This window comes from Streptococcus sp. 27098_8_76, from assembly GCF_041432315.1.
Classification (GTDB): domain Bacteria; phylum Bacillota; class Bacilli; order Lactobacillales; family Streptococcaceae; genus Streptococcus.
The window spans coordinates 161,731-180,328 of record NZ_JAPVZI010000002.1 but is presented as its reverse complement, the minus strand read 5'-3'; the positions used below and the strand labels follow the sequence as shown (position 1 = coordinate 180,328).

Here is an 18,598-nt window from a genome sequence, read left to right as displayed (position 1 = left end):
TCACGTACTCTCTTTGATAAAAAATTGGAGATTCCTTTACAAATATGCTCTTACGTGCTATAATTTAAGTATCTATTTAAAAGGAGTTAATAAATATGCGGCAAGGTATTCTTAAATAAACTGTCAATTTGATAGTGGGAACAAATAATTGGATGTCCTTTTTTAGGAGGGCTTAGTTTTTTGTACCCAGTTTAAGAATACCTTTATCATGTGATTCTAAAGTATCCAGAGAATATCTGTATGCTTTGTATACCTATGGTTATGCATAAAAATCCCAGTGATAAAAGTATTTATCACTGGGATTTTTATGCCCTTTTGGGTTTTTGAATGGAGGAAAATCACATGAAAATTATTAATATTGGAGTTTTAGCTCATGTTGATGCAGGAAAAACTACCTTAACAGAAAGCTTATTATATAACAGTGGAGCGATTACAGAATTAGGAAGCGTGGACAAAGGTACAACGAGGACGGATAATACGCTTTTAGAACGTCAGAGAGGAATTACAATTCAGACAGGAATAACCTCTTTTCAGTGGGAAAATACGAAGGTGAACATCATAGACACGCCAGGACATATGGATTTCTTAGCAGAAGTATATCGTTCATTATCAGTTTTAGATGGGGCAATTCTACTGATTTCTGCAAAAGATGGCGTACAAGCACAAACTCGTATATTATTTCATGCACTTAGGAAAATGGGGATTCCCACAATCTTTTTTATCAATAAGATTGACCAAAATGGAATTGATTTATCAACGGTTTATCAGGATATTAAAGAGAAACTTTCTGCCGAAATTGTAATCAAACAGAAGGTAGAACTGTATCCTAATATGTGTGTGACGAACTTTACCGAATCTGAACAATGGGATACGGTAATAGAGGGAAACGATGACCTTTTAGAGAAATATATGTCCGGTAAATCATTAGAAGCATTGGAACTCGAACAAGAGGAAAGCATAAGATTTCAGAATTGTTCTCTGTTCCCTGTTTATCACGGAAGTGCAAAAAACAATATAGGGATTGATAACCTTATAGAAGTGATTACGAATAAATTTTATTCATCAACACATCGAGGTCAGTCTGAACTTTGCGGAAAAGTTTTCAAAATTGAGTATTCGGAAAAAAGACAGCGTCTTGCATATATACGTCTTTATAGTGGCGTACTGCATTTGCGAGATTCGGTTAGAATATCGGAAAAGGAAAAAATAAAAATTACAGAAATGTATACTTCAATAAATGGTGAATTATGTAAAATCGATAAGGCTTATTCCGGGGAAATTGTTATTTTGCAGAATGAGTTTTTGAAGTTAAATAGTGTTCTTGGAGATACAAAGCTATTGCCACAGAGAGAGAGAATTGAAAATCCCCTCCCTCTGCTGCAAACGACTGTTGAACCGAGCAAACCTCAACAAAGGGAAATGTTACTTGATGCACTTTTAGAAATCTCCGACAGTGACCCGCTTCTGCGATATTATGTGGATTCTGCGACACATGAAATCATACTTTCTTTCTTAGGGAAAGTACAAATGGAAGTGACTTGTGCTCTGCTGCAAGAAAAGTATCATGTGGAGATAGAAATAAAAGAGCCTACAGTCATTTATATGGAAAGACCGTTAAAAAAAGCAGAGTATACCATTCACATCGAAGTTCCACCGAATCCTTTCTGGGCTTCCATTGGTTTATCTGTATCACCGCTTCCGTTGGGAAGTGGAATGCAGTATGAGAGCTCGGTTTCTCTTGGATACTTAAATCAATCATTTCAAAATGCAGTTATGGAAGGGATACGCTATGGCTGTGAACAAGGATTGTATGGTTGGAATGTGACGGACTGTAAAATCTGTTTTAAGTACGGTTTATACTATAGCCCTGTTAGTACCCCAGCAGATTTTCGGATGCTTGCTCCTATTGTATTGGAACAAGTCTTAAAAAAAGCTGGAACAGAATTGTTAGAGCCATATCTTAGTTTTAAAATTTATGCGCCACAGGAATATCTTTCACGAGCATACACCGATGCTCCTAAATATTGTGCGAACATCGTAGACACTCAATTGAAAAATAATGAGGTCATTCTTAGTGGAGAAATCCCTGCTCGGTGTATTCAAGAATATCGTAGTGATTTAACTTTCTTTACAAATGGACGTAGTGTTTGTTTAACAGAGTTAAAAGGGTACCATGTTACTACCGGTGAACCTGTTTGCCAGCCCCGTCGTCCAAATAGTCGGATAGATAAAGTACGATATATGTTCAATAAAATAACTTAGTGTATTTTATGTTGTTATATAAATATGGTTTCTTGTTAAATAAGATGAAATATTTTTTAATAAAGATTTGAATTAAAGTGTAAAGGAGGAGATAGTTATTATAAACTACAAGTGGATATTGTGTGCTGAGAGCTTTCTTCTATACTAATAGACGAAAGGGTGTGAAAATGATTTTTAAATGATACTGTGGAACGGAACAGTAGCCCTAGTATTGACTACTGTCGTTTCTATTCATATTGGCTATTCTAGGACTGAGATGAAAAAATCTATAAATGCTCAGAATAAAATTGAACCCGCAAATCTCCCCAAAACAATGGTGAGTCATGTACTTGTATTATTCCGAAAAAATACACCTCTGGTGCAGTGAGACAAATTGGTGTATCTTATAGTGGCTTCGTAGATGAAAGCTATACTCTACTATCACTCTTTGATGATGTAGAACAAATTGAAAAAGATAATAGACTTCAGACAGCTATTGATGTTGTCAGAGAACAGTTTGGTTTTTTAGCCATACAAAAAGGAACCGTCCTAACTGAAGGTTCCAGAAATATTGAACGCAGTAAACTTATCGGTGGTCATTCCGCGGGTGGATTGGAGGGATTAAAATGAAACAAGAAAAAAATACAGTACAATTTTCAGAAATCCGTAGCAAAGGATGTAATGATATTGAAATGCTTGAAAGATTTTTACATGGAATCGTTGAAACAGCAACTTCAAAACTTCGTCAGAGAAAACTCAAAACAACTGAAATATCGATACGACTAGTACATGCTAAATCTGAAAACCGATTACCATTGGAATTTACATTTAGCATTAAGCCAACAAGCTCATCTGTGATAATCTATACTGAGGTAATCAATCGCTTTAAAGAATGTTACACAGGTGGGGGAATTCAAGGTTTTACGATTCAATTTGATAAAAATACCCTTGCCTCTGCATAGAAAGGATTTGATATGATTGACCGTTCATATTTACCATTTCAATCAGCAAGAGAGTACCAGGATACAAAGATGCAAAAATGGATGGGCTTTTTCCTATCTGAACATGCATCAGCACTCTCTGATGATACAAACAAAGTAACGTACATGTCTGACTTATCACTAGAGAAGAAATTATTACTCCTCAGTCAAGTATACGCCGGGCAGCTACGCACACGCATTCAAGTGATTGAAAAAAACAAGCGTGTTTCCTACACTGGAACAATACCAAGTCTGACCAAAGATTTCATTTTGATAAAAACTACAACAGGTCACATCAATTTGAAATTAAAAGACATTATTAGTATTGAACTTGTCGAGGAGGTGCTCTATGAATCAGCTTGAGTTTCAGCGTAATCACCTACAAATGGACTATTATAGCGAGAGCTACCAAGATTTTGAACGTGACTTCTACCGCTACTCTAACATGAATATTCCATTGACCTTCCTAACTGATGATATCCTAAAAACAATGGCGACTTCACGTAAGAATTACTTTGTCCTCAATAAGGAAAAGTCCAGAGATAACCGCGATCACTTCTTCATATTTGAAGTAAGTACCGTAGATGAGAATCCGCTAATCTATCATTATACATATAAGAAAACTACAATATATTTAGCAGAAAAATAGGAGCAGTTCAATTGACTGTTCCTATTTTTAATATTCATAAAATCTAAAGTCTTTATACTCTTTAACAATGGAGTCGCCAACCAGAACAGACTATACTGACCAGCGACTACCTTAAATTTAATGTTTCAGATTTATTTTCTTATCTCTAATTTCATAAACTACATCTGCTACATTTTCGAGTAATCGTTTATCGTGGGTGATAAACACGATAGTTCCGGTGTACTCCTTCATTAGTATTTCCAAAGCCTCTAAACTTGGTATGTCAAGGAAGTTACTGGGTTCATCCATTATTAGGATGTTATATCTACCCATGAGCATTTTAGCAAGCAACAATTTTATAATTTCTCCACCGCTTAAAACAGATAAACTTTTTCCAATATCGTTCTGTTTGAACCCCATAGATGCTAGCACTGAACGAATTTCTGATATATTGTAGTCACAATCCTTCTGCATAAACTCCATAACATTCTGATTACTGTTGTACTTGTAACCATTCTGTGCAAAGTAACCTATTTTTGCCTTAGGCGAAATAGAAATTCCTTCTTCATGGTTTAAGATCATTTGGATTAAAGTTGTTTTTCCGATTCCATTACCACCAGTTAACGCCACTTTTGCTCCTAACGGAATTTGAAAAGATGCATTTTCAAACAGAGCCTTATCCCCAAATACTTTATTAATTTCTGCACCGACTATAGGGTATGGATTATGGAGCTCCAATGCTTTACTTTGCCTGAAACGAATTCTGCGAATGCCTTCCGGAGCTTCTACTTTTCCTAAGGCCGCAATCCTGTGCTCTAGGGTTTTAGCAGCATTATACATCTTTTTTTCCTTACTTCCTATTGATTTTTGATGAGCTAAACGCCCTCCGTCTTCAGTACTTTTTTTCTTTGAAGAACCTTTTGCCTTCTGTTCTATTTTACGAGCCTGTTTTCGCTTTTCCTCCGCAGCCCTTTCCAATCGGGCACGTTCCGCAATAAATTGTTCGTATTCTGCAGCTTGGCTCTTACGTTCTTCCTCTTTCTGACGAAGATAATCAGAATAGTTTCCCCAATACTCAGTGATTTTGCCATCTTTCAGTTCCCATATTTTATCTACTATTTCATCAAGAAAATAGCGGTCATGGCTAATAACTAACAGTGCACCTGTAAAATATTTTAGCTGTCCTATTAGAAAATCAATTCCTTCACGGTCTAAATGGCTCGTAGGTTCATCCGCTAAAATACCATGAACCTGTGCCGATAAGGCCTGTGCTATTTTAAGCCTTGTTTCTTCACCACCGCTCATAGTCTGTATATTTAATTGCTCAACACCTAGCTTGCCTACAAGTGCAAAATCTTTTTCCTCCTGCAGAGTTACTTCGTCCAACTGGGGAATATAGGCAAGTTCACCCAGACGATTCATTTTACATCCTGGGGGAGTTAATTCTCCTAAAAGTACCCTGAGTAAAGTGCTTTTTCCAGCACCATTTGCTCCTACTAAACCAATACGGTCATAATCATATACTTCTAATTCATTTATATCTAAAACATCGCGTCCTTTGAATTCCACACGAATGTCTTTTGCTTTTAATATTAATTCCATAACATTTCCTCCAATATTGTTTATTTTAAATCTAATTTTCTAACCTCAGTTATCATTTGGCAAACTATAGCAATGCCAATAATTAAAATACCTGATAGTAAAAACCAATGATTTACACCGATTTTATCAGCAAAGAATCCAGAAAGAATTAACCCAATTGGCATAGCAAGTGACATGATACTTCCGATCAAAGAAAATACACGTCCTAAATATTCAGGCTTAATTTTCTCCTGAAAAAGAGCTGTTTGCACACCGCTATAAAATGGCACCGAAAGCCCCATTATTGCACAGCAAACTACGAATATTACAAATCCATTTGGAGGAAGTATTCCCGAAACGGCTAAACTGGTCCCCATTATAAAAAATGAACTTGTTATTAGTAATACATGCTTTTCGAAGCCCCCTAATCTTCCTAATAATAAGCCTCCTGCTAGCATCCCAAATGCAAAGGAAATTTCCGTAATAGAAATATGCACAGGCGTTCCATTAAAGTGTTCCATGCTTATTAAAGGAAATAGTGCATTGATTGGCATATAAACAAAAGTATATAGTGTTCCTAAGAGTAATAAGGCAAACAATCCTTTGTTTTGTCTCAGAACCACAACTCCTTCTTTCATCTCCCTTATGAAATTTGGTTCTAAACTTTGCACTTGATTACCCAGCTTAGGTATACGTACAATTGCTACCGTAATAGATGCAATCACAGCACCCAATACGTCGATGGCAATAATAGCATTTAAATCCCAAACGGAGTATAAGAGTGCTGCAACTGCCGGACTAACAATATAGCTTATAGACTGCAAAGACTGACTATAGCCTGCGCATTTCGTTAGCTGTTCTTCTGGTACTAAAAGTGGTGTAACCGCATTGAGTGCTGGGGTATGAAAAGCTGTTCCAATGCTACGGATAAACAATACTATCATAATCATCCAGACAGGTAGCTCCATACAGAATGCAACAATAGCAAGCACTGCACCAGCTGCTGCGATAATTAAATCGGCACCAATCATTATCTTCTTCCTATCATGACGATCCACTAGCACACCAATGGCAGGTCCCAAAATCGCATAGGGTAAAAAACCTACTAATGAAGCCATAGACAAGACCATCGCAGATCCTGTTTTTTCTGTAAGGTAAAAAATAATCGCCATTTGCAGGATGGCACTAGTGATTAATGATACTGCTTGCCCTGCCCATATTGCATAAAATTTTCGTTTCCAATTGTTGTATTTTTCCATTTATATTATCTCCTGCATATTATTTTGCTTGAATTTCTATTTTGAATAGCATTCTAGGCAATAAAAAATGCAGGCCAAACCCCACAATGTGGCTTTTGGTCTGCATACATACAATTTGGAAACATTCATATTAAAGACATAGTTAAATAAAGGTATAGTTAAATAACCAATATCCTCACCGTAACTAATGAATGCTCAATATCGTATAAATAAGCACAACAAAAAAGCCTATCATCGGGTATAGATTCTGCTTTTTTTATTGCCAGCTTATCTTAAACGCATTGAGGCTGTCATAGTTTCGGTTCCTCCTACATCTTTGTTTATATCAATTTATAGTATAACACAACAAGATGATTTGTTCAATATAAAAGTTATGGAATGAGACTCATACTTCCAATTCGATGCCAGATTTAAAGGATATGACGAAGTTTTCTTCATAGACTGTAACGCTCTGGATTATCTTCCTTAGTAGCAAGCGATTAGCTTTCACAAAATCTTCTGTTTGTAGTTTTAAAAATTCATCAGGATTTTCTAACTCAACCTCAAAATATTTCATTTTACATTCCCTCATTTCATTTATTGATAAATTGAGTTTGCAAAAAAGAGTGGACAATTTTTGTCTACTCTTAACCTTTAAAATAGTTTTTTTTAATCGATTTGAAGTTGCCTAAATTATTACTTATTCGGTAAAATGAAGTATTGCTTTCAACAGATTTCCTTCAACTACACTTCACTTGATTCAAACAAGGTGGGTACATTTCTATTCCCACAAACTCCTTGTCAATGGAAACAAACACGTACCCACAGGGTAAATGGAAATAGAAACTGATAATTTCTAGCTATCACTTCTACTCATTCCAAAAATTTTCTCACTCTGATACTTACCCACCATAAAGCAAAAAGCCTTGCAATCAAGGCTTTCATTATCCCTTTCGTTCAAAGGTTTCTAAGCTTTTACGAGCAGAGCGACACACTCAGCGGTTCGCTATCTCCGTTCTGTCTGCGTGCTAGCACTTGTCAATCACGGACAGCTATCGCATGGGCGGAAGTAAATGCTAATCTTCGTCGTTTTACTCCTTGACTAGCAAACTTACCGCCTCAACATGTCCTGTATGTGGAAATAAAACACGATTAAAGATAAGGGAAGATACTGAATTAAAAAAATTCCCCCTCTATTGTCCGAAATGCAGACAAGAAAATTTAATTGAAATAAAGCAGTTCAAAGTAACTGTGATTACAGAGCCAGACGCAAAGACGCAGAGCCGATAAAATGAGATTAATACAATCTCATTTTATCGGCTCTTTCCGTTATGTATGGATTCTTTTAATTAGTCTTCGATGTTTCTTGCTTCGTTGATACCGCTGGCTAAAGATTCCATTAAGGATAGTTCTTTGTCTGTAAAGCTATCCATGTATTTCTCTATCTGTAATCGTCGGGTGCTTTTTACCAAGTTATTAGCAGGTAAGAAAAATTCATCAACGGAAACATGAAGTAACGATACAAGGTCATAAAGAACTTGTATGCTGGGGTGTTGCCCTTTATTTTCAATATTAGTTAAGTACCGTGGGTCAATTTCAATCAATGCTCCCACTTGTTCACGAGTTAAACCTCGTTTCAATCGAGCTTCTTTAATGGCTAAACCAAAGGCTCTAAAATCATATTTATCTTCTTTTTTACGCATAGTAGACCACCTCTATACATTTTATTGTTCCTACTGAATTAAAAACAGGTATAGAAAAACGTGTTATATGGTTTATAGGTTTATATTTAATAAAAAGCACTACTAAACGCCAATAAAAAAACCGTTATATGGTAGTGCTATTTACGCTGTTAAAATATTGTATATTACTTCCAAATGGCGGTTTGTTGGAGGTCAACGTCGCCATGAAGTACATCATATACAATAAATTTCCTTACATTGGGTTCTTGTCAAAAAAAGTCGTCTATCTGCAATAGATAAGTACGTCCACCAATGTGGTTTTATAAATCATATAGATAGAATAACAGAAGCATGTAAACAGAGAAATAAATCTGTTTATATGCTTTTTTGGCTATTCAGAACTTTTTTACAAAGTTTATTTATCAGTAATGCAACAAATCCCCCTTTCACATTGGGACTAAGAGTGAAAGGAGATAAACGAGCAAGGCTCACTTCCTTTCCTAGACAGAAAGGGGGTGAGAAACATGAAACCATCTTCTTTTCAGACCACAATAGAAAATCAGTTTGACTATATCTGTAAACGTGCTATGGAAGACGAGCGAAAGAATTATATGCTTTATCTTTCAAGGATTGCAAAGCGTGAGGTGTCCTTTTCGGATGTTGGCGATTATCTTGTTAGCCAGTTTGCGACAACAGATAACTATTCAACTGACTTTCAGATTTTTACACTCAATGGGTTATCAGTAGGCGTTGAAAATGATTTGTTGAGTGAAGCATTACGTGAGTTGCCAGACAAGAAACGTGAAATTCTACTGCTGTTTTACTTTATGGACATGAGCGATTCAGAAATTGCAGACCTGTTGAAATTGAACCGTTCTACTGTCTATCGGCATAGAACCAGTGGACTAGCCTTAATTAAAAAGTTTATGGAGGAATTTGAAGAATGAAAACACAATATCCTATGATTCCCTTTCCTCTCATTGTAAAGGCAACAGATGGCGATACCGAAGCGATTAACCAGATTCTACATCATTACAGAGGGTACATAACGAAGCGTTCCCTACGACTTATGAAAGATGAATATGGCAATCAAAGTATGGTCGTTGATGAAGTCTTACGTGGAAGAATGGAAACCAGACTGATTACAAAGATTTTGTCATTTGAAATTAAGTAATATCCTCTCTCCTTTCGTGGAAGCGTGCTAAACCATTCCACGCTTCCCGAACAGGGAGGTTTGTTATTCCACCAAAGCATATTGAGCTTTCAATGTGTTTTGATAGGCTAACGAGCCATTGTTCTTTGAAAACTGAATAAAAGTAATCGAATACGTTTCGATAAGAAAAGAGCCAACGGAACTAACCGCCATGACCTATCTTATAAAGATAGCGAGCGATTCATGTTAGTGATCCGAGAAGCAATCTTTAGCAGGATTGCCTGCAACGACATTCTTATCGTGATAATGATACTCCCATACAGTCAATAGTCCGAGCGTGATAAAACCGTCGCAGGCAATGAGTATGGCTACATGAGAACCATGCAGGGGTGGAACTCCCGTGAGCTTTGCTAAAGCTGTTCGATTGCTGGTAAAACAACTTTTATGAAATCCAAATAAGTGATTTGGAAAGGAGGATTTTATGAAGCAGACTGACATTCCTATTTGGGAACGTTATACCCTAACCATTGAAGAAGCGTCAAAATATTTTCGTATTGGCGAAAACAAGCTACGACGCTTGGCAGAGGAAAATAAAAATGCAAATTGGCTGATTATGAATGGCAATCGTATTCAGATTAAACGAAAACAATTTGAAAAAATTATAGATACATTGGACGCAATCTAGCGTCGCCAAAGGGTCTTGTATATGATAAAATAGTATTAAGTCGTATCAAGGCTCTTTCCATAAAGGAAAGGAGCAAATGCCATGTCAGAAAAAAGACGTGACAATAAAGGTCGAATCTTAAAGACTGGAGAGAGCCAACGAAAAGACGGAAGATACTTATACAAATATATAGATTCATTTGGAGAACCGCAATTTGTTTACTCGTGGAAACTTGTGGCTACAGACCGAGTACCAGCAGGAAAGCGTGATTGTATCTCACTTAGAGAGAAAATCGCAGAGTTACAGAAAGACATTCATGATGGTATTGATGTTGTAGGAAAGAAAATGACACTCTGCCAGCTTTACGCAAAACAGAACGCTCAAAGACCAAAGGTTAGAAAAAACACTGAAACTGGACGCAAATATCTTATGGATATTTTGAAGAAAGACAAGTTAGGTGTAAGAAGTATTGACAGTATTAAGCCATCAGACGCTAAAGAATGGGCTATTAGAATGAGTGAAAATGGTTATGCTTATCAAACCATCAATAACTACAAACGTTCTTTAAAGGCTTCATTCTATATTGCTATACAAGATGATTGTGTTCGGAAGAATCCATTTGACTTTCAACTGAAAGCAGTTCTTGATGATGATACTGTCCCTAAGACCGTACTAACAGAAGAACAGGAAGAAAAACTGTTAGCCTTTGCAAAAGCTGATAAAACCTACAGCAAAAATTATGATGAAATTCTGATACTCTTAAAAACAGGTCTTCGTATTTCAGAGTTTGGTGGTTTGACACTTCCAGATTTAGATTTTGAGAATCGTCTTGTCAATATAGACCATCAGCTATTGAGAGATACTGAAATTGGGTACTACATTGAAACACCAAAGACCAAAAGTGGCGAACGTCAAGTTCCTATGGTTGAAGAAGCCTATCAAGCATTTAAGCGAGTGTTAGCGAATCGAAAGAATGATAAGCGTGTTGAGATTGATGGATATAGTGATTTCCTCTTTCTTAATAGAAAGAACTATCCAAAAGTGGCAAGTGATTACAACGGCATGATGAAAGGTCTTGTTAAGAAATACAATAAGTATAACGAGGATAAATTGCCACACATCACTCCACATAGTTTGCGACATACATTCTGTACCAACTATGCAAATGCAGGAATGAATCCAAAGGCATTACAGTACATTATGGGACATGCTAATATAGCCATGACGCTGAACTATTACGCACATGCAACATTCGATTCTGCAATGGCAGAAATGAAACGCTTGAATAAAGAGAAGCAACAGGAGCGTCTTGTTGCTTAGTAGTACAAATGAATTTACTACTTATTTACCACTTCTGACAGCTAAGACATGAGGAAATATGCAAAGAAACGTGAAGTATCTTCCTACAGTAAAAATACTCGAAAGCACATAGAATAAGGCTTTACGAGCATTTAAGAAAATATAAAAAGATAATTAGAAATTTATACTTTGTTTCAAAGAAAAAAGATAGTAAACGCTTTCACATTCCAACTAAATATTGTATAATAATTATATTCAATATTACGTCACTAACAGATGAAAAAAGGAGGTTTTAGCATGAAAAAAATCATCTTCATCAAAACCATTGAGCTCCTTGCCATCGATGGAATTATGCTGGCATTTTTGACATTTAAAGAGGGGCTCACTTGGGATTGGATTTTAATTTATAGTGGTTGGCTCATTTTCTTTCACCCTGTGCTATTGGCCTATCTTTCAAACCAGCTTTGTGACCACTTTAGTCACCTCTATTCCCAGATTAGACCAAAATTCTGGCATTTTGCCTTACAAATCCTTCTATGGGATAGCCTGATGATTCTCTCCTTGATATGTTTGAGTGGTGTGCCACTTCTCCTTCAGGGAACTCTCCTAATCCTAGGACATCTCATCTCTTCCTATCGCATAAGCCAAAGACTGAAAAGAGACTTCCCAAAAGCCTATCAAGAAACGATTTCATTTTGGAGTATTTTATGATAGATGAGAAAAACCAAGCCGACTGGGCTTGGTCTTTCTTATCTATTTTTAGTATCTAGGATAATGGTAACTGGTCCGTCATTGACCAGCTCAACTTGCATATCCGCTCCAAAGATACCTGTCTGAACGGGTACTTCTTGCGCTAATTTTTGATTGAAAGCGTCATAGAAGTCTGATGCCATATCAGGCTTGGCTGCACCTGTAAAGGCTGGACGATTGCCTTTCTTAGTATCCGCAAAGAGGGTAAACTGAGAAATAGAAAGGAGTTCTCCTTCAATATCTTTGACAGACAGGTTCATCTTGCCTTCTGCGTCTGAAAAAATCCGCATGTTGACAAGCTTTCTCACAGCATAGTCCAAATCTTCCTCTTGGTCCTCTGGTCCTACACCAACCAGCAATAAGAGCCCCTGATTGATTTTCCCCTGAATCTGACCTTCGATACTCACTTGGGCTTTTGTAACCCGTTGGATAATGATTTTCATAATAGCCTTTCTAGTAAGAGCTCGGGCAATTAACCGTTAGTCCGTTTGACAGAGTAGACTTCTGGCACACTCTTAATCTTGTCCACAACCGTGGTCAATGTAGAGAGGTTGGCAATGCCAAAGGACACATGGATATTGGCAAACTTCATATCCTTAGTTGGTTGGGCGTTGACTGTTGATATATTCTTGGTTGTGTTTGAAAGAACTTGCAGTACATCGTTCAACAGTCCTGTACGGTTGAGACCGTAAATATCAATATGGGCCATATACTCCTTATTTGAGTTTGAGTACTGGTCTTCCCATTCCACATCAAGGAGACGTTGCTCGTAGTTTTCTTGGGCACGCAGGTTCATACAGTCCACACGGTGAATAGCCACACCACGGCCCTTGGTAATATAGCCGACAATATCGTCACCAGGAACAGGATTACAACACTTGGCAATCCGCACTAGGAGACCTGAGGCACCTTCAATGACCACACCACCCTCATGCTTGACCTTGAGGGTTTCTTTGTTTTCAACCTTGACTTCGCCACCCTTGACAAGTTCTTCTGCCTCCGCCTTGGCCTTGGCACGTTCTTCCTCACGACGTTCCTTTTCAGTCAGACGGTTAAAGACAGTAATAGCTCCAATTTCTCCAAAACCAATAGCCGCAAAGAGGGATTCTTCTGTCTTGTAGCTGGTCTTTTGTAGAACTTGGTCCATGTGGCGCTTGTCCATGAATTTATTTGCCACATAGCCGTTTTCTTGGAACTGGGCCATCAACATCTCACGACCCTTGTTGACTGACAGTTCCTTATCTTGGTTTTTAAAGAACTGACGAATCTTGTTACGCGCCTTGCTGGTCTTGACCATATTGAGCCAGTCACGGCTAGGACCAAATGAATTCGGGTTGGTGACAATTTCAACCTGATCCCCAGTTTTTAACTTGGTTGTCAGAGGAACCATACGACCATTGACCTTGGCACCAGTCGCTTTTTCACCAACCTTGGTATGGATTTCATAGGCAAAGTCAATCGGTCCTGAATCTTTGGGAAGAGAACGGACAGCTCCATCTGGGGTAAAGACGTAAATCTCCTCAGCCAGATAGTTTTCCTTGACAGAGTCCACAAATTCCTTGGCATCATCAGCCTGGTCTTGGAGCTCCATCATCTCCTTGATCCAGTTCATCCCAATAGCAGATTCCTTGCTGTTAACCTGCCCCTTAACGCCTTTCTTATAAGCCCAGTGAGCCGCAACCCCGTACTCAGCCACCTCGTGCATGGCCTTGGTCCGAATTTGGAACTCAATCGGTCCTTTTGGCCCATAAACTGTCGTATGGATAGACTGGTAACCATTGGCCTTGCGGTTAGCGATATAGTCTTTGAAACGACCAGGCATCGGTTTCCAAAGTTCATGCACATAACCCAACATGGCGTAAACATCACTTTGGGTGTCTAAAATACAACGAATGGCAATCAGGTCATAGATTTCCTCAAACCGTTTTCTCTTGTCCTGCATTTTGCGGAAAATCGAGTAAATATGCTTGGGACGACCGTAAATCTTCCCTTTTAGGTGACGATCTGTCGTATATTCCTCTAATTTTGTGACCACCTCATCCACCAAGGCTTCACGCTCCCTGCGCTTTTCCTTCATCATATGGGTAATCTTGTAAAACTCCGTTGGATTGAGATAACGGAAAGACAGGTCTTCCAATTCCCATTTGACACTGGAAATCCCCAGACGGTGGGCAAGTGGGGCATAGATTTCCATGGTTTCTTTGGAAATGCGCTCCTGCTTGTCTTTTCGAAGGTGCTTTAGGGTCCGCATATTGTGCAAACGGTCAGACAGTTTAACCAAGATAACACGGATGTCCTCAGACATGGCCATGAGCATCTTACGATGATTTTCCGCTAATTGCTCCTCGATTGATTTGTACTCGACCTTACCAAGCTTGGTAACCCCATCTACGATTACCCGCACATCAGGACCAAACTCTCTTTCCAAATCGTCCAAGGTCGCATCTGTATCCTCCACCACATCGTGCAAGAAACCACAAGCTACCGTTACAGCATCTAGCTTGAGTTTGGCTAAAATACCTGCCACTTGGATAGGGTGAATGATATAAGGCTCGCCTGATTTGCGATACTGACCACTGTGGCAATCCACCGCATAGACCAAGGCCTTATGGACAAAAGCAACATCTTCTTTTGATAAATATTTTTGCGTTAAAGCGACAACCTCATCGCCTGTTAAATTCACTTCTTTTGGCATCTATACTCTCCAATTCTTCCTACCATTTTATCACTTTTTTAAGAATATGAAAACTAGATTGGAACAGAATAAGAAAAAAATAATTCAGAATTGATTGACAATTCTGAATTGTTAGTATATAATATATTACGAAGTTAGATTTTAAACTTAGGTGATAGAAGGAGAGATAGAAGAACGGAAACCATATTGTAACCCAAAGACTTTCTGACTTCCCTCAATTTCCTTGAAGATACGAAAGCTAAACAGTAGAACTCGTGTCACATACACTGGTACCTTGACTGGATTTTGGAATTAATACTCAATGAAAATCAAAGAGCAAACTAGGAAACTAGCCGCAGGTTACTCAAAGCACCGCTTTGAGGTTGTAGATAAGACTGACAAAGTCAGTCACATATATACGGCAAGGCGACGTTGACGCGGTTTAAAGAGATTTTCGAAGAGTATAAAAATCCTCAAGATACTTTCTTTTATCCTTTAGTTTATAAGGAGAACACCTATGAAAAAAACTGCTATTTCTATCTTTGCTCTCCTAGTGTTAGGAGTTAGCTGCCTGTTCCTATTCAGCCAACAAAGCTATAAAAAAACAGTCGTTCAATACTATGCTAACGACCAGAACCTGCCCAATAGGATAATTTATAGTGAATATAGCGATAAACGAGAAGCCAATTACGGTGGCACTCTAAACATCACATCTATCAAACAAGCTAATGACGGAGTTTATGCAACCTATGAAGGGCAATTGACACCTCTCCAATATTGATAAATTGATAACCAGCCTGTCTTCATCTAGTCATGCTGGTTTTTAAGTTCATTTTAAATCCTTACTTATTCTTCCTAACTGTGCTATACTTGTCTTAGTACATTCTTTGAGATTGGAGCTAATATGAAAATCCATAAAACTGTAAATCCTGTTGCCTATGAAAATACCTATTATCTAGAGGGCGAAAAGCACCTCATCGTTGTCGATCCTGGTAGCCATTGGGAAGCCATTCGTCAGACCATCGAGAAGATCAACAAACCGATCTGTGCCATTCTATTGACCCATGCCCATTATGACCATATCATGAGCTTGGACTTGGTTCGTGAGACTTTTGGCAATCCTCCTGTCTATATCGCAGAGAGTGAAGCCAGCTGGCTCTACACTCCTGTCGATAATCTCTCTGGGCTACCTCGCCACGATGATATGGCAGATGTGGTCACAAAACCGGCTGAACGCACCTTTGTCTTTCATGAGGAATATCAATTAGAGGAATTTCGTTTCACCGTTTTGCCAACACCAGGTCACTCTATCGGCGGCGTTTCTATCGTCTTTCCTGATGCTCACCTAGTCTTGACAGGTGATGCTCTATTCCGTGAAACAATCGGACGGACCGACCTTCCAACTGGTAGTATGGAACAACTCCTCCATAGTATCCAGACTCAACTCTTCACCCTACCAAACTACGATGTCTATCCAGGACATGGTCCAGCTACGACCATCGCTCACGAAAAGACCTTCAATCCCTTTTTCTAGTAATATGATGACAATTAAGTAAACTATCCAGCAAGTCTTTCCATTATAAAAGGCATCCAATCAAGTTTTCAGACCTGATTGGATGCCTTTTTCTAATTACTTGCTTCTTTGCATTACCAAATAATCACGCGCTCTTCTGGTGAACGCCACATACCGTCACCTTCTTTGACATCATAGGTTGTAAAGAAATCATCGAAGTTTGGTACTTGCACATTGACACGGAGTTTGGCTGGTGCGTGCACATCGACGCTAGCCAAAAGTTTCATAAATTCTGGACGACCTTTCATGCGCCAGATGCGACCGAAGTTGTAGAAGAACTCTTCTGCTGAGAAGTCTGGTTCTCTCTTAGCTGCTTCAAGCGCTGCTGCGATTCCTCCCAAGTCAGCCACATTTTCTGATACAGTCAATTTACCGTTGATGGTTGCTCCATAAGAATCCTGTCCATCAAACTGGTCAATAACTTTTTGTGTTTTCTCCTTGAAGGCAGCATAGTCGCTCTCTGTCCACCAATCCTTGAGGCTACCATTTTCATCAAAGGATGCTCCGTTGGTATCAAAGGCGTGGGAAATTTCATGGGCAATAACTGCCCCAATACCACCGTAGTTAGCAGAAGATGACTGATGCAAGTCATAGAAAGGTGCTTGTAAAATAGCTGCTGGAAAGACAATTAGGTTCTTCTGTGGATTGTAGTAAGCATTGACCATATGAGCAGGCATGCCCCACTCCTTGTAGTCTACAGGCTGGTTCCACTTGCTCCAACTGTGCTTGATTTCCACACGCGCAAAGGATAGAGCATTGTCAAAAAGGCTAGCCGTTTCATCCACTACCTTGTCCTTGTAGCGTTCTGGCAATTCTTCTGGGTAACCGATATAAGGCTTGATGACATTGAGTTTGACGATGGCCTTGTCACGAGTTTCAGGAGTCAGCCAGTCATTTTTAGCCAAACGTTCCTTATAGACATCAATCATGGTTGCCACTTTTTTCTCTACGTCTGCCTTAGCTTCTGGAGAGAATTTTTCATGGGCATACCAGAGACCCAAGGCTTGTTTGAAAGGACCTTGTGCTAGTTGATAAGCCGCCTTGACCTTGTCTTTGGCTTCTGGAACTCCTGAAAGCGCACGGCTATAGGCACCTGACAAGACACGAATTTCTTCTGTTAAATAGCTGGTTGAGAGATTAACAACACTTAAAATTAAGGTTGCCTTAAGGAGAGGCCATGCCTCTTCACTATAGAATCGCTCTGCTGCTTGCCAGAAACGTTCCTCATCTACAATAACCTTGTCTGGCACTTGTCCAAGAACGGCTTGGAAGAAGTCATCCAAAGGTAGGGCAGGCGCAAATTTCTTGAAATCTTCATAAGAATATGGATGGTAGAGTTTAGCATATTCTGAACTTTCTTCATTAGAGAGCACCACTGCCGCAACTCGACGGTCCAATTCTAGTCTTTTCTCTAACAAGTCTTCAATTTCTTCATCAGAGAAATCATATGCCTTGAGAAGATTTGCACTGCTTTCTTTCCAAAGAGTCAAGAGCTCTTCGCGCTGAGGATGGTCTTCAGCATAGTAGGTCGTATCTGGCAGAATTGTGCTTGGAGCACTAGCCCATAGAACATTGATTCTAGCATCCATAAAGTCTGGCGATACACCAAAAGGAAGGAAGTTCGGTTTTCCTGCAAGTTCAAACTCTGCTAGTCTAGCTGTAAAATCCGCAAAAGTCTCTAATTCTTGGAATACTTTAAGGAGTGGTAAGACAGGTTTGATACCGTCAGCTTCTCTCTTGTCAAAATCGCGAACTAGGCGGTGGTATTTGACAAAGTTTGCCAAGATAGTATCCTCAGGCACCTCTTCTCCTGCCAACCACTTGTCTGTTGTCGCCAGCATCAGGTCTTCAATTTCCTGATCTAAATCAACAAAACCTCCCGTTTGAGACTTATCTACTGGGATTTCAGCTGTCTTCTGCCATTCTCCATTGATTGCATCATAAAAATCATCTTGATAACGTGTCATCGTGTTCTCGCTTTCATTTGTACTTGTTTTTAGCTTAACAAAAATTACCTTGGAATGCAATTAAAAATGAACTTTCCTTTTCCATCATTTTTCAGTTATTATTTTAATTTTTTTAAAAATTAACTTGACTTAATTTTTTTTTTAATGTATATTAAGAGGCAGGAGGAA

Annotated in this window: 21 protein-coding genes and 1 pseudogene; 14 read left to right on the top strand and 8 right to left on the bottom strand. The window is 38.6% G+C overall.

Annotated features, from left to right (window positions below; genetic code table 11):
* Positions 1 to 279: 279 nt before the first annotated feature.
* From O3636_RS02365 to O3636_RS02340, 6 genes and pseudogenes are all read left to right on the top strand, one after another.
* Positions 280 to 327 (top strand): annotated as a pseudogene (locus O3636_RS02365) (hypothetical protein); the annotation flags it as partial.
* Positions 328 to 342: 15 nt separating this feature from the next.
* Positions 343 to 2,262: a tetracycline resistance ribosomal protection protein Tet(M) gene (gene tet(M) / locus O3636_RS02360; protein WP_000691745.1), complete on the top strand. Its 1,920-nt coding sequence runs from the start codon at positions 343 to 345 to the stop codon at positions 2,260 to 2,262.
* 363 nt (positions 2,263 to 2,625) lie between these two features.
* Positions 2,626 to 2,871 (top strand): hypothetical protein, encoded by a 246-nt coding sequence (locus tag O3636_RS02355; protein WP_001813542.1) that lies wholly within the window; start codon positions 2,626 to 2,628, stop codon positions 2,869 to 2,871.
* Positions 2,868 to 3,203, top strand: coding sequence for a hypothetical protein (locus O3636_RS02350; RefSeq protein WP_000806926.1), 336 nt, complete (start codon positions 2,868 to 2,870; stop codon positions 3,201 to 3,203). Before O3636_RS02355 ends, O3636_RS02350 begins: the two co-directional genes overlap by 4 nt.
* Positions 3,204 to 3,215: 12 nt before the next feature.
* Positions 3,216 to 3,584, top strand: coding sequence for a hypothetical protein (locus O3636_RS02345; protein WP_000567222.1), 369 nt, complete (start codon positions 3,216 to 3,218; stop codon positions 3,582 to 3,584).
* Complete coding sequence (locus tag O3636_RS02340) at positions 3,571 to 3,870, top strand: DUF5960 family protein (protein ID WP_001072467.1); 300 nt, start codon at positions 3,571 to 3,573, stop codon at positions 3,868 to 3,870. Before O3636_RS02345 ends, O3636_RS02340 begins: the two co-directional genes overlap by 14 nt.
* A gap of 117 nt (positions 3,871 to 3,987) precedes the next feature.
* On the opposite strand, the gene msr(D) is transcribed toward O3636_RS02340, so the two are convergent.
* The 3 genes from msr(D) to O3636_RS02325 form a co-directional block, all read right to left on the bottom strand.
* Positions 3,988 to 5,451, bottom strand: a complete 1,464-nt coding sequence (gene msr(D) / locus O3636_RS02335; protein ID WP_000420313.1) for an ABC-F type ribosomal protection protein Msr(D) — start codon at positions 5,449 to 5,451, stop codon at positions 3,988 to 3,990.
* A 20-nt stretch (positions 5,452 to 5,471) separates the two neighbouring features.
* Positions 5,472 to 6,689, bottom strand: a complete 1,218-nt coding sequence (gene mef(A) / locus O3636_RS02330; RefSeq protein WP_000417519.1) for a macrolide efflux MFS transporter Mef(A) — start codon at positions 6,687 to 6,689, stop codon at positions 5,472 to 5,474.
* A gap of 385 nt (positions 6,690 to 7,074) precedes the next feature.
* On the bottom strand, positions 7,075 to 7,245 hold the full coding sequence (locus O3636_RS02325; protein ID WP_000873143.1) for a hypothetical protein: 171 nt from the start codon (positions 7,243 to 7,245) through the stop codon (positions 7,075 to 7,077).
* A 521-nt stretch (positions 7,246 to 7,766) separates the two neighbouring features.
* Between O3636_RS02325 and O3636_RS02320 the strand changes: the two genes are divergently transcribed.
* Positions 7,767 to 7,958 (top strand): cysteine-rich KTR domain-containing protein, encoded by a 192-nt coding sequence (locus tag O3636_RS02320; RefSeq protein ID WP_001860868.1) that lies wholly within the window; start codon positions 7,767 to 7,769, stop codon positions 7,956 to 7,958.
* A 59-nt stretch (positions 7,959 to 8,017) separates the two neighbouring features.
* On the opposite strand, the gene O3636_RS02315 is transcribed toward O3636_RS02320, so the two are convergent.
* Positions 8,018 to 8,371 (bottom strand): helix-turn-helix transcriptional regulator, encoded by a 354-nt coding sequence (locus tag O3636_RS02315; RefSeq protein ID WP_001227347.1) that lies wholly within the window; start codon positions 8,369 to 8,371, stop codon positions 8,018 to 8,020.
* A gap of 503 nt (positions 8,372 to 8,874) precedes the next feature.
* Here O3636_RS02315 and O3636_RS02310 point away from each other — a divergent pair.
* Both O3636_RS02310 and O3636_RS02305 read left to right on the top strand, forming a co-directional pair.
* Positions 8,875 to 9,297 (top strand): sigma-70 family RNA polymerase sigma factor, encoded by a 423-nt coding sequence (locus O3636_RS02310; RefSeq protein ID WP_000804885.1) that lies wholly within the window; start codon positions 8,875 to 8,877, stop codon positions 9,295 to 9,297.
* Positions 9,294 to 9,524 (top strand): helix-turn-helix domain-containing protein, encoded by a 231-nt coding sequence (locus O3636_RS02305; RefSeq protein WP_000857133.1) that lies wholly within the window; start codon positions 9,294 to 9,296, stop codon positions 9,522 to 9,524. Before O3636_RS02310 ends, O3636_RS02305 begins: the two co-directional genes overlap by 4 nt.
* A 225-nt stretch (positions 9,525 to 9,749) precedes the next feature.
* On the opposite strand, the gene O3636_RS02300 is transcribed toward O3636_RS02305, so the two are convergent.
* Positions 9,750 to 10,001, bottom strand: coding sequence for a hypothetical protein (locus O3636_RS02300; protein ID WP_001845478.1), 252 nt, complete (start codon positions 9,999 to 10,001; stop codon positions 9,750 to 9,752).
* Here O3636_RS02300 and O3636_RS02295 point away from each other — a divergent pair.
* The 3 genes from O3636_RS02295 to O3636_RS02285 all read left to right on the top strand — a co-directional run bounded on the left by O3636_RS02295 (position 9,985) and on the right by O3636_RS02285 (position 12,177).
* Positions 9,985 to 10,188, top strand: coding sequence for an excisionase (locus O3636_RS02295; protein ID WP_000814511.1), 204 nt, complete (start codon positions 9,985 to 9,987; stop codon positions 10,186 to 10,188). The two genes, O3636_RS02300 and O3636_RS02295, sit on opposite strands and share 17 nt — an antisense overlap.
* Before the next feature lie 81 nt (positions 10,189 to 10,269).
* Complete coding sequence (locus O3636_RS02290; RefSeq protein ID WP_001291561.1) at positions 10,270 to 11,487, top strand: tyrosine-type recombinase/integrase; 1,218 nt, start codon at positions 10,270 to 10,272, stop codon at positions 11,485 to 11,487.
* A 276-nt stretch (positions 11,488 to 11,763) separates the two neighbouring features.
* Positions 11,764 to 12,177 carry a hypothetical protein gene (locus tag O3636_RS02285; protein WP_078465556.1) on the top strand — a complete coding sequence of 138 codons (414 nt, stop codon included), beginning with the start codon at positions 11,764 to 11,766 and terminating at the stop codon, positions 12,175 to 12,177.
* 38 nt (positions 12,178 to 12,215) lie between these two features.
* On the opposite strand, the gene dtd is transcribed toward O3636_RS02285, so the two are convergent.
* Positions 12,216 to 12,659, bottom strand: a complete 444-nt coding sequence (gene dtd / locus O3636_RS02280) for a D-aminoacyl-tRNA deacylase (RefSeq protein WP_173219879.1) — start codon at positions 12,657 to 12,659, stop codon at positions 12,216 to 12,218.
* Between the two features lie 29 nt (positions 12,660 to 12,688).
* A complete protein-coding gene (locus tag O3636_RS02275) occupies positions 12,689 to 14,911 on the bottom strand; it encodes a bifunctional (p)ppGpp synthetase/guanosine-3',5'-bis(diphosphate) 3'-pyrophosphohydrolase (RefSeq protein ID WP_371641517.1) in 2,223 nt (740 codons plus the stop codon).
* A gap of 496 nt (positions 14,912 to 15,407) precedes the next feature.
* Here O3636_RS02275 and O3636_RS02270 point away from each other — a divergent pair, with 496 nt between their 5' ends.
* Positions 15,408 to 15,671: a hypothetical protein gene (locus O3636_RS02270; RefSeq protein WP_060805396.1), complete on the top strand. Its 264-nt coding sequence runs from the start codon at positions 15,408 to 15,410 to the stop codon at positions 15,669 to 15,671.
* 123 nt (positions 15,672 to 15,794) lie between these two features.
* Entirely contained in the window at positions 15,795 to 16,424 is a 630-nt protein-coding gene (locus O3636_RS02265; protein ID WP_371641515.1) for an MBL fold metallo-hydrolase, read from the top strand.
* 113 nt (positions 16,425 to 16,537) lie between these two features.
* Here O3636_RS02265 and pepO read toward each other — a convergent pair whose 3' ends face one another.
* Positions 16,538 to 18,430, bottom strand: coding sequence for an endopeptidase PepO (gene pepO / locus O3636_RS02260; protein ID WP_261077319.1), 1,893 nt, complete (start codon positions 18,428 to 18,430; stop codon positions 16,538 to 16,540).
* Positions 18,431 to 18,598 lie beyond the last annotated feature (168 nt).

Coding starts and splice junctions, on each gene's coding strand:
- dtd (WP_173219879.1), bottom strand. CDS start 12,659: ATGAAAATCATTATCCAACGGGTTACAAAAGCCCAAGTGAGTATCGAA.
- O3636_RS02285 (WP_078465556.1), top strand. CDS start 11,764: ATGAAAAAAATCATCTTCATCAAAACCATTGAGCTCCTTGCCATCGAT.
- O3636_RS02300 (WP_001845478.1), bottom strand. CDS start 10,001: ATGTCAGTCTGCTTCATAAAATCCTCCTTTCCAAATCACTTATTTGGA.
- O3636_RS02265 (WP_371641515.1), top strand. CDS start 15,795: ATGAAAATCCATAAAACTGTAAATCCTGTTGCCTATGAAAATACCTAT.
- O3636_RS02315 (WP_001227347.1), bottom strand. CDS start 8,371: ATGCGTAAAAAAGAAGATAAATATGATTTTAGAGCCTTTGGTTTAGCC.
- O3636_RS02305 (WP_000857133.1), top strand. CDS start 9,294: ATGAAAACACAATATCCTATGATTCCCTTTCCTCTCATTGTAAAGGCA.
- O3636_RS02350 (WP_000806926.1), top strand. CDS start 2,868: ATGAAACAAGAAAAAAATACAGTACAATTTTCAGAAATCCGTAGCAAA.
- O3636_RS02290 (WP_001291561.1), top strand. CDS start 10,270: ATGTCAGAAAAAAGACGTGACAATAAAGGTCGAATCTTAAAGACTGGA.
- O3636_RS02275 (WP_371641517.1), bottom strand. CDS start 14,911: ATGCCAAAAGAAGTGAATTTAACAGGCGATGAGGTTGTCGCTTTAACG.
- O3636_RS02295 (WP_000814511.1), top strand. CDS start 9,985: ATGAAGCAGACTGACATTCCTATTTGGGAACGTTATACCCTAACCATT.
- O3636_RS02270 (WP_060805396.1), top strand. CDS start 15,408: ATGAAAAAAACTGCTATTTCTATCTTTGCTCTCCTAGTGTTAGGAGTT.
- O3636_RS02345 (WP_000567222.1), top strand. CDS start 3,216: ATGATTGACCGTTCATATTTACCATTTCAATCAGCAAGAGAGTACCAG.
- O3636_RS02340 (WP_001072467.1), top strand. CDS start 3,571: ATGAATCAGCTTGAGTTTCAGCGTAATCACCTACAAATGGACTATTAT.
- pepO (WP_261077319.1), bottom strand. CDS start 18,430: ATGACACGTTATCAAGATGATTTTTATGATGCAATCAATGGAGAATGG.
- O3636_RS02325 (WP_000873143.1), bottom strand. CDS start 7,245: ATGAAATATTTTGAGGTTGAGTTAGAAAATCCTGATGAATTTTTAAAA.
- O3636_RS02310 (WP_000804885.1), top strand. CDS start 8,875: ATGAAACCATCTTCTTTTCAGACCACAATAGAAAATCAGTTTGACTAT.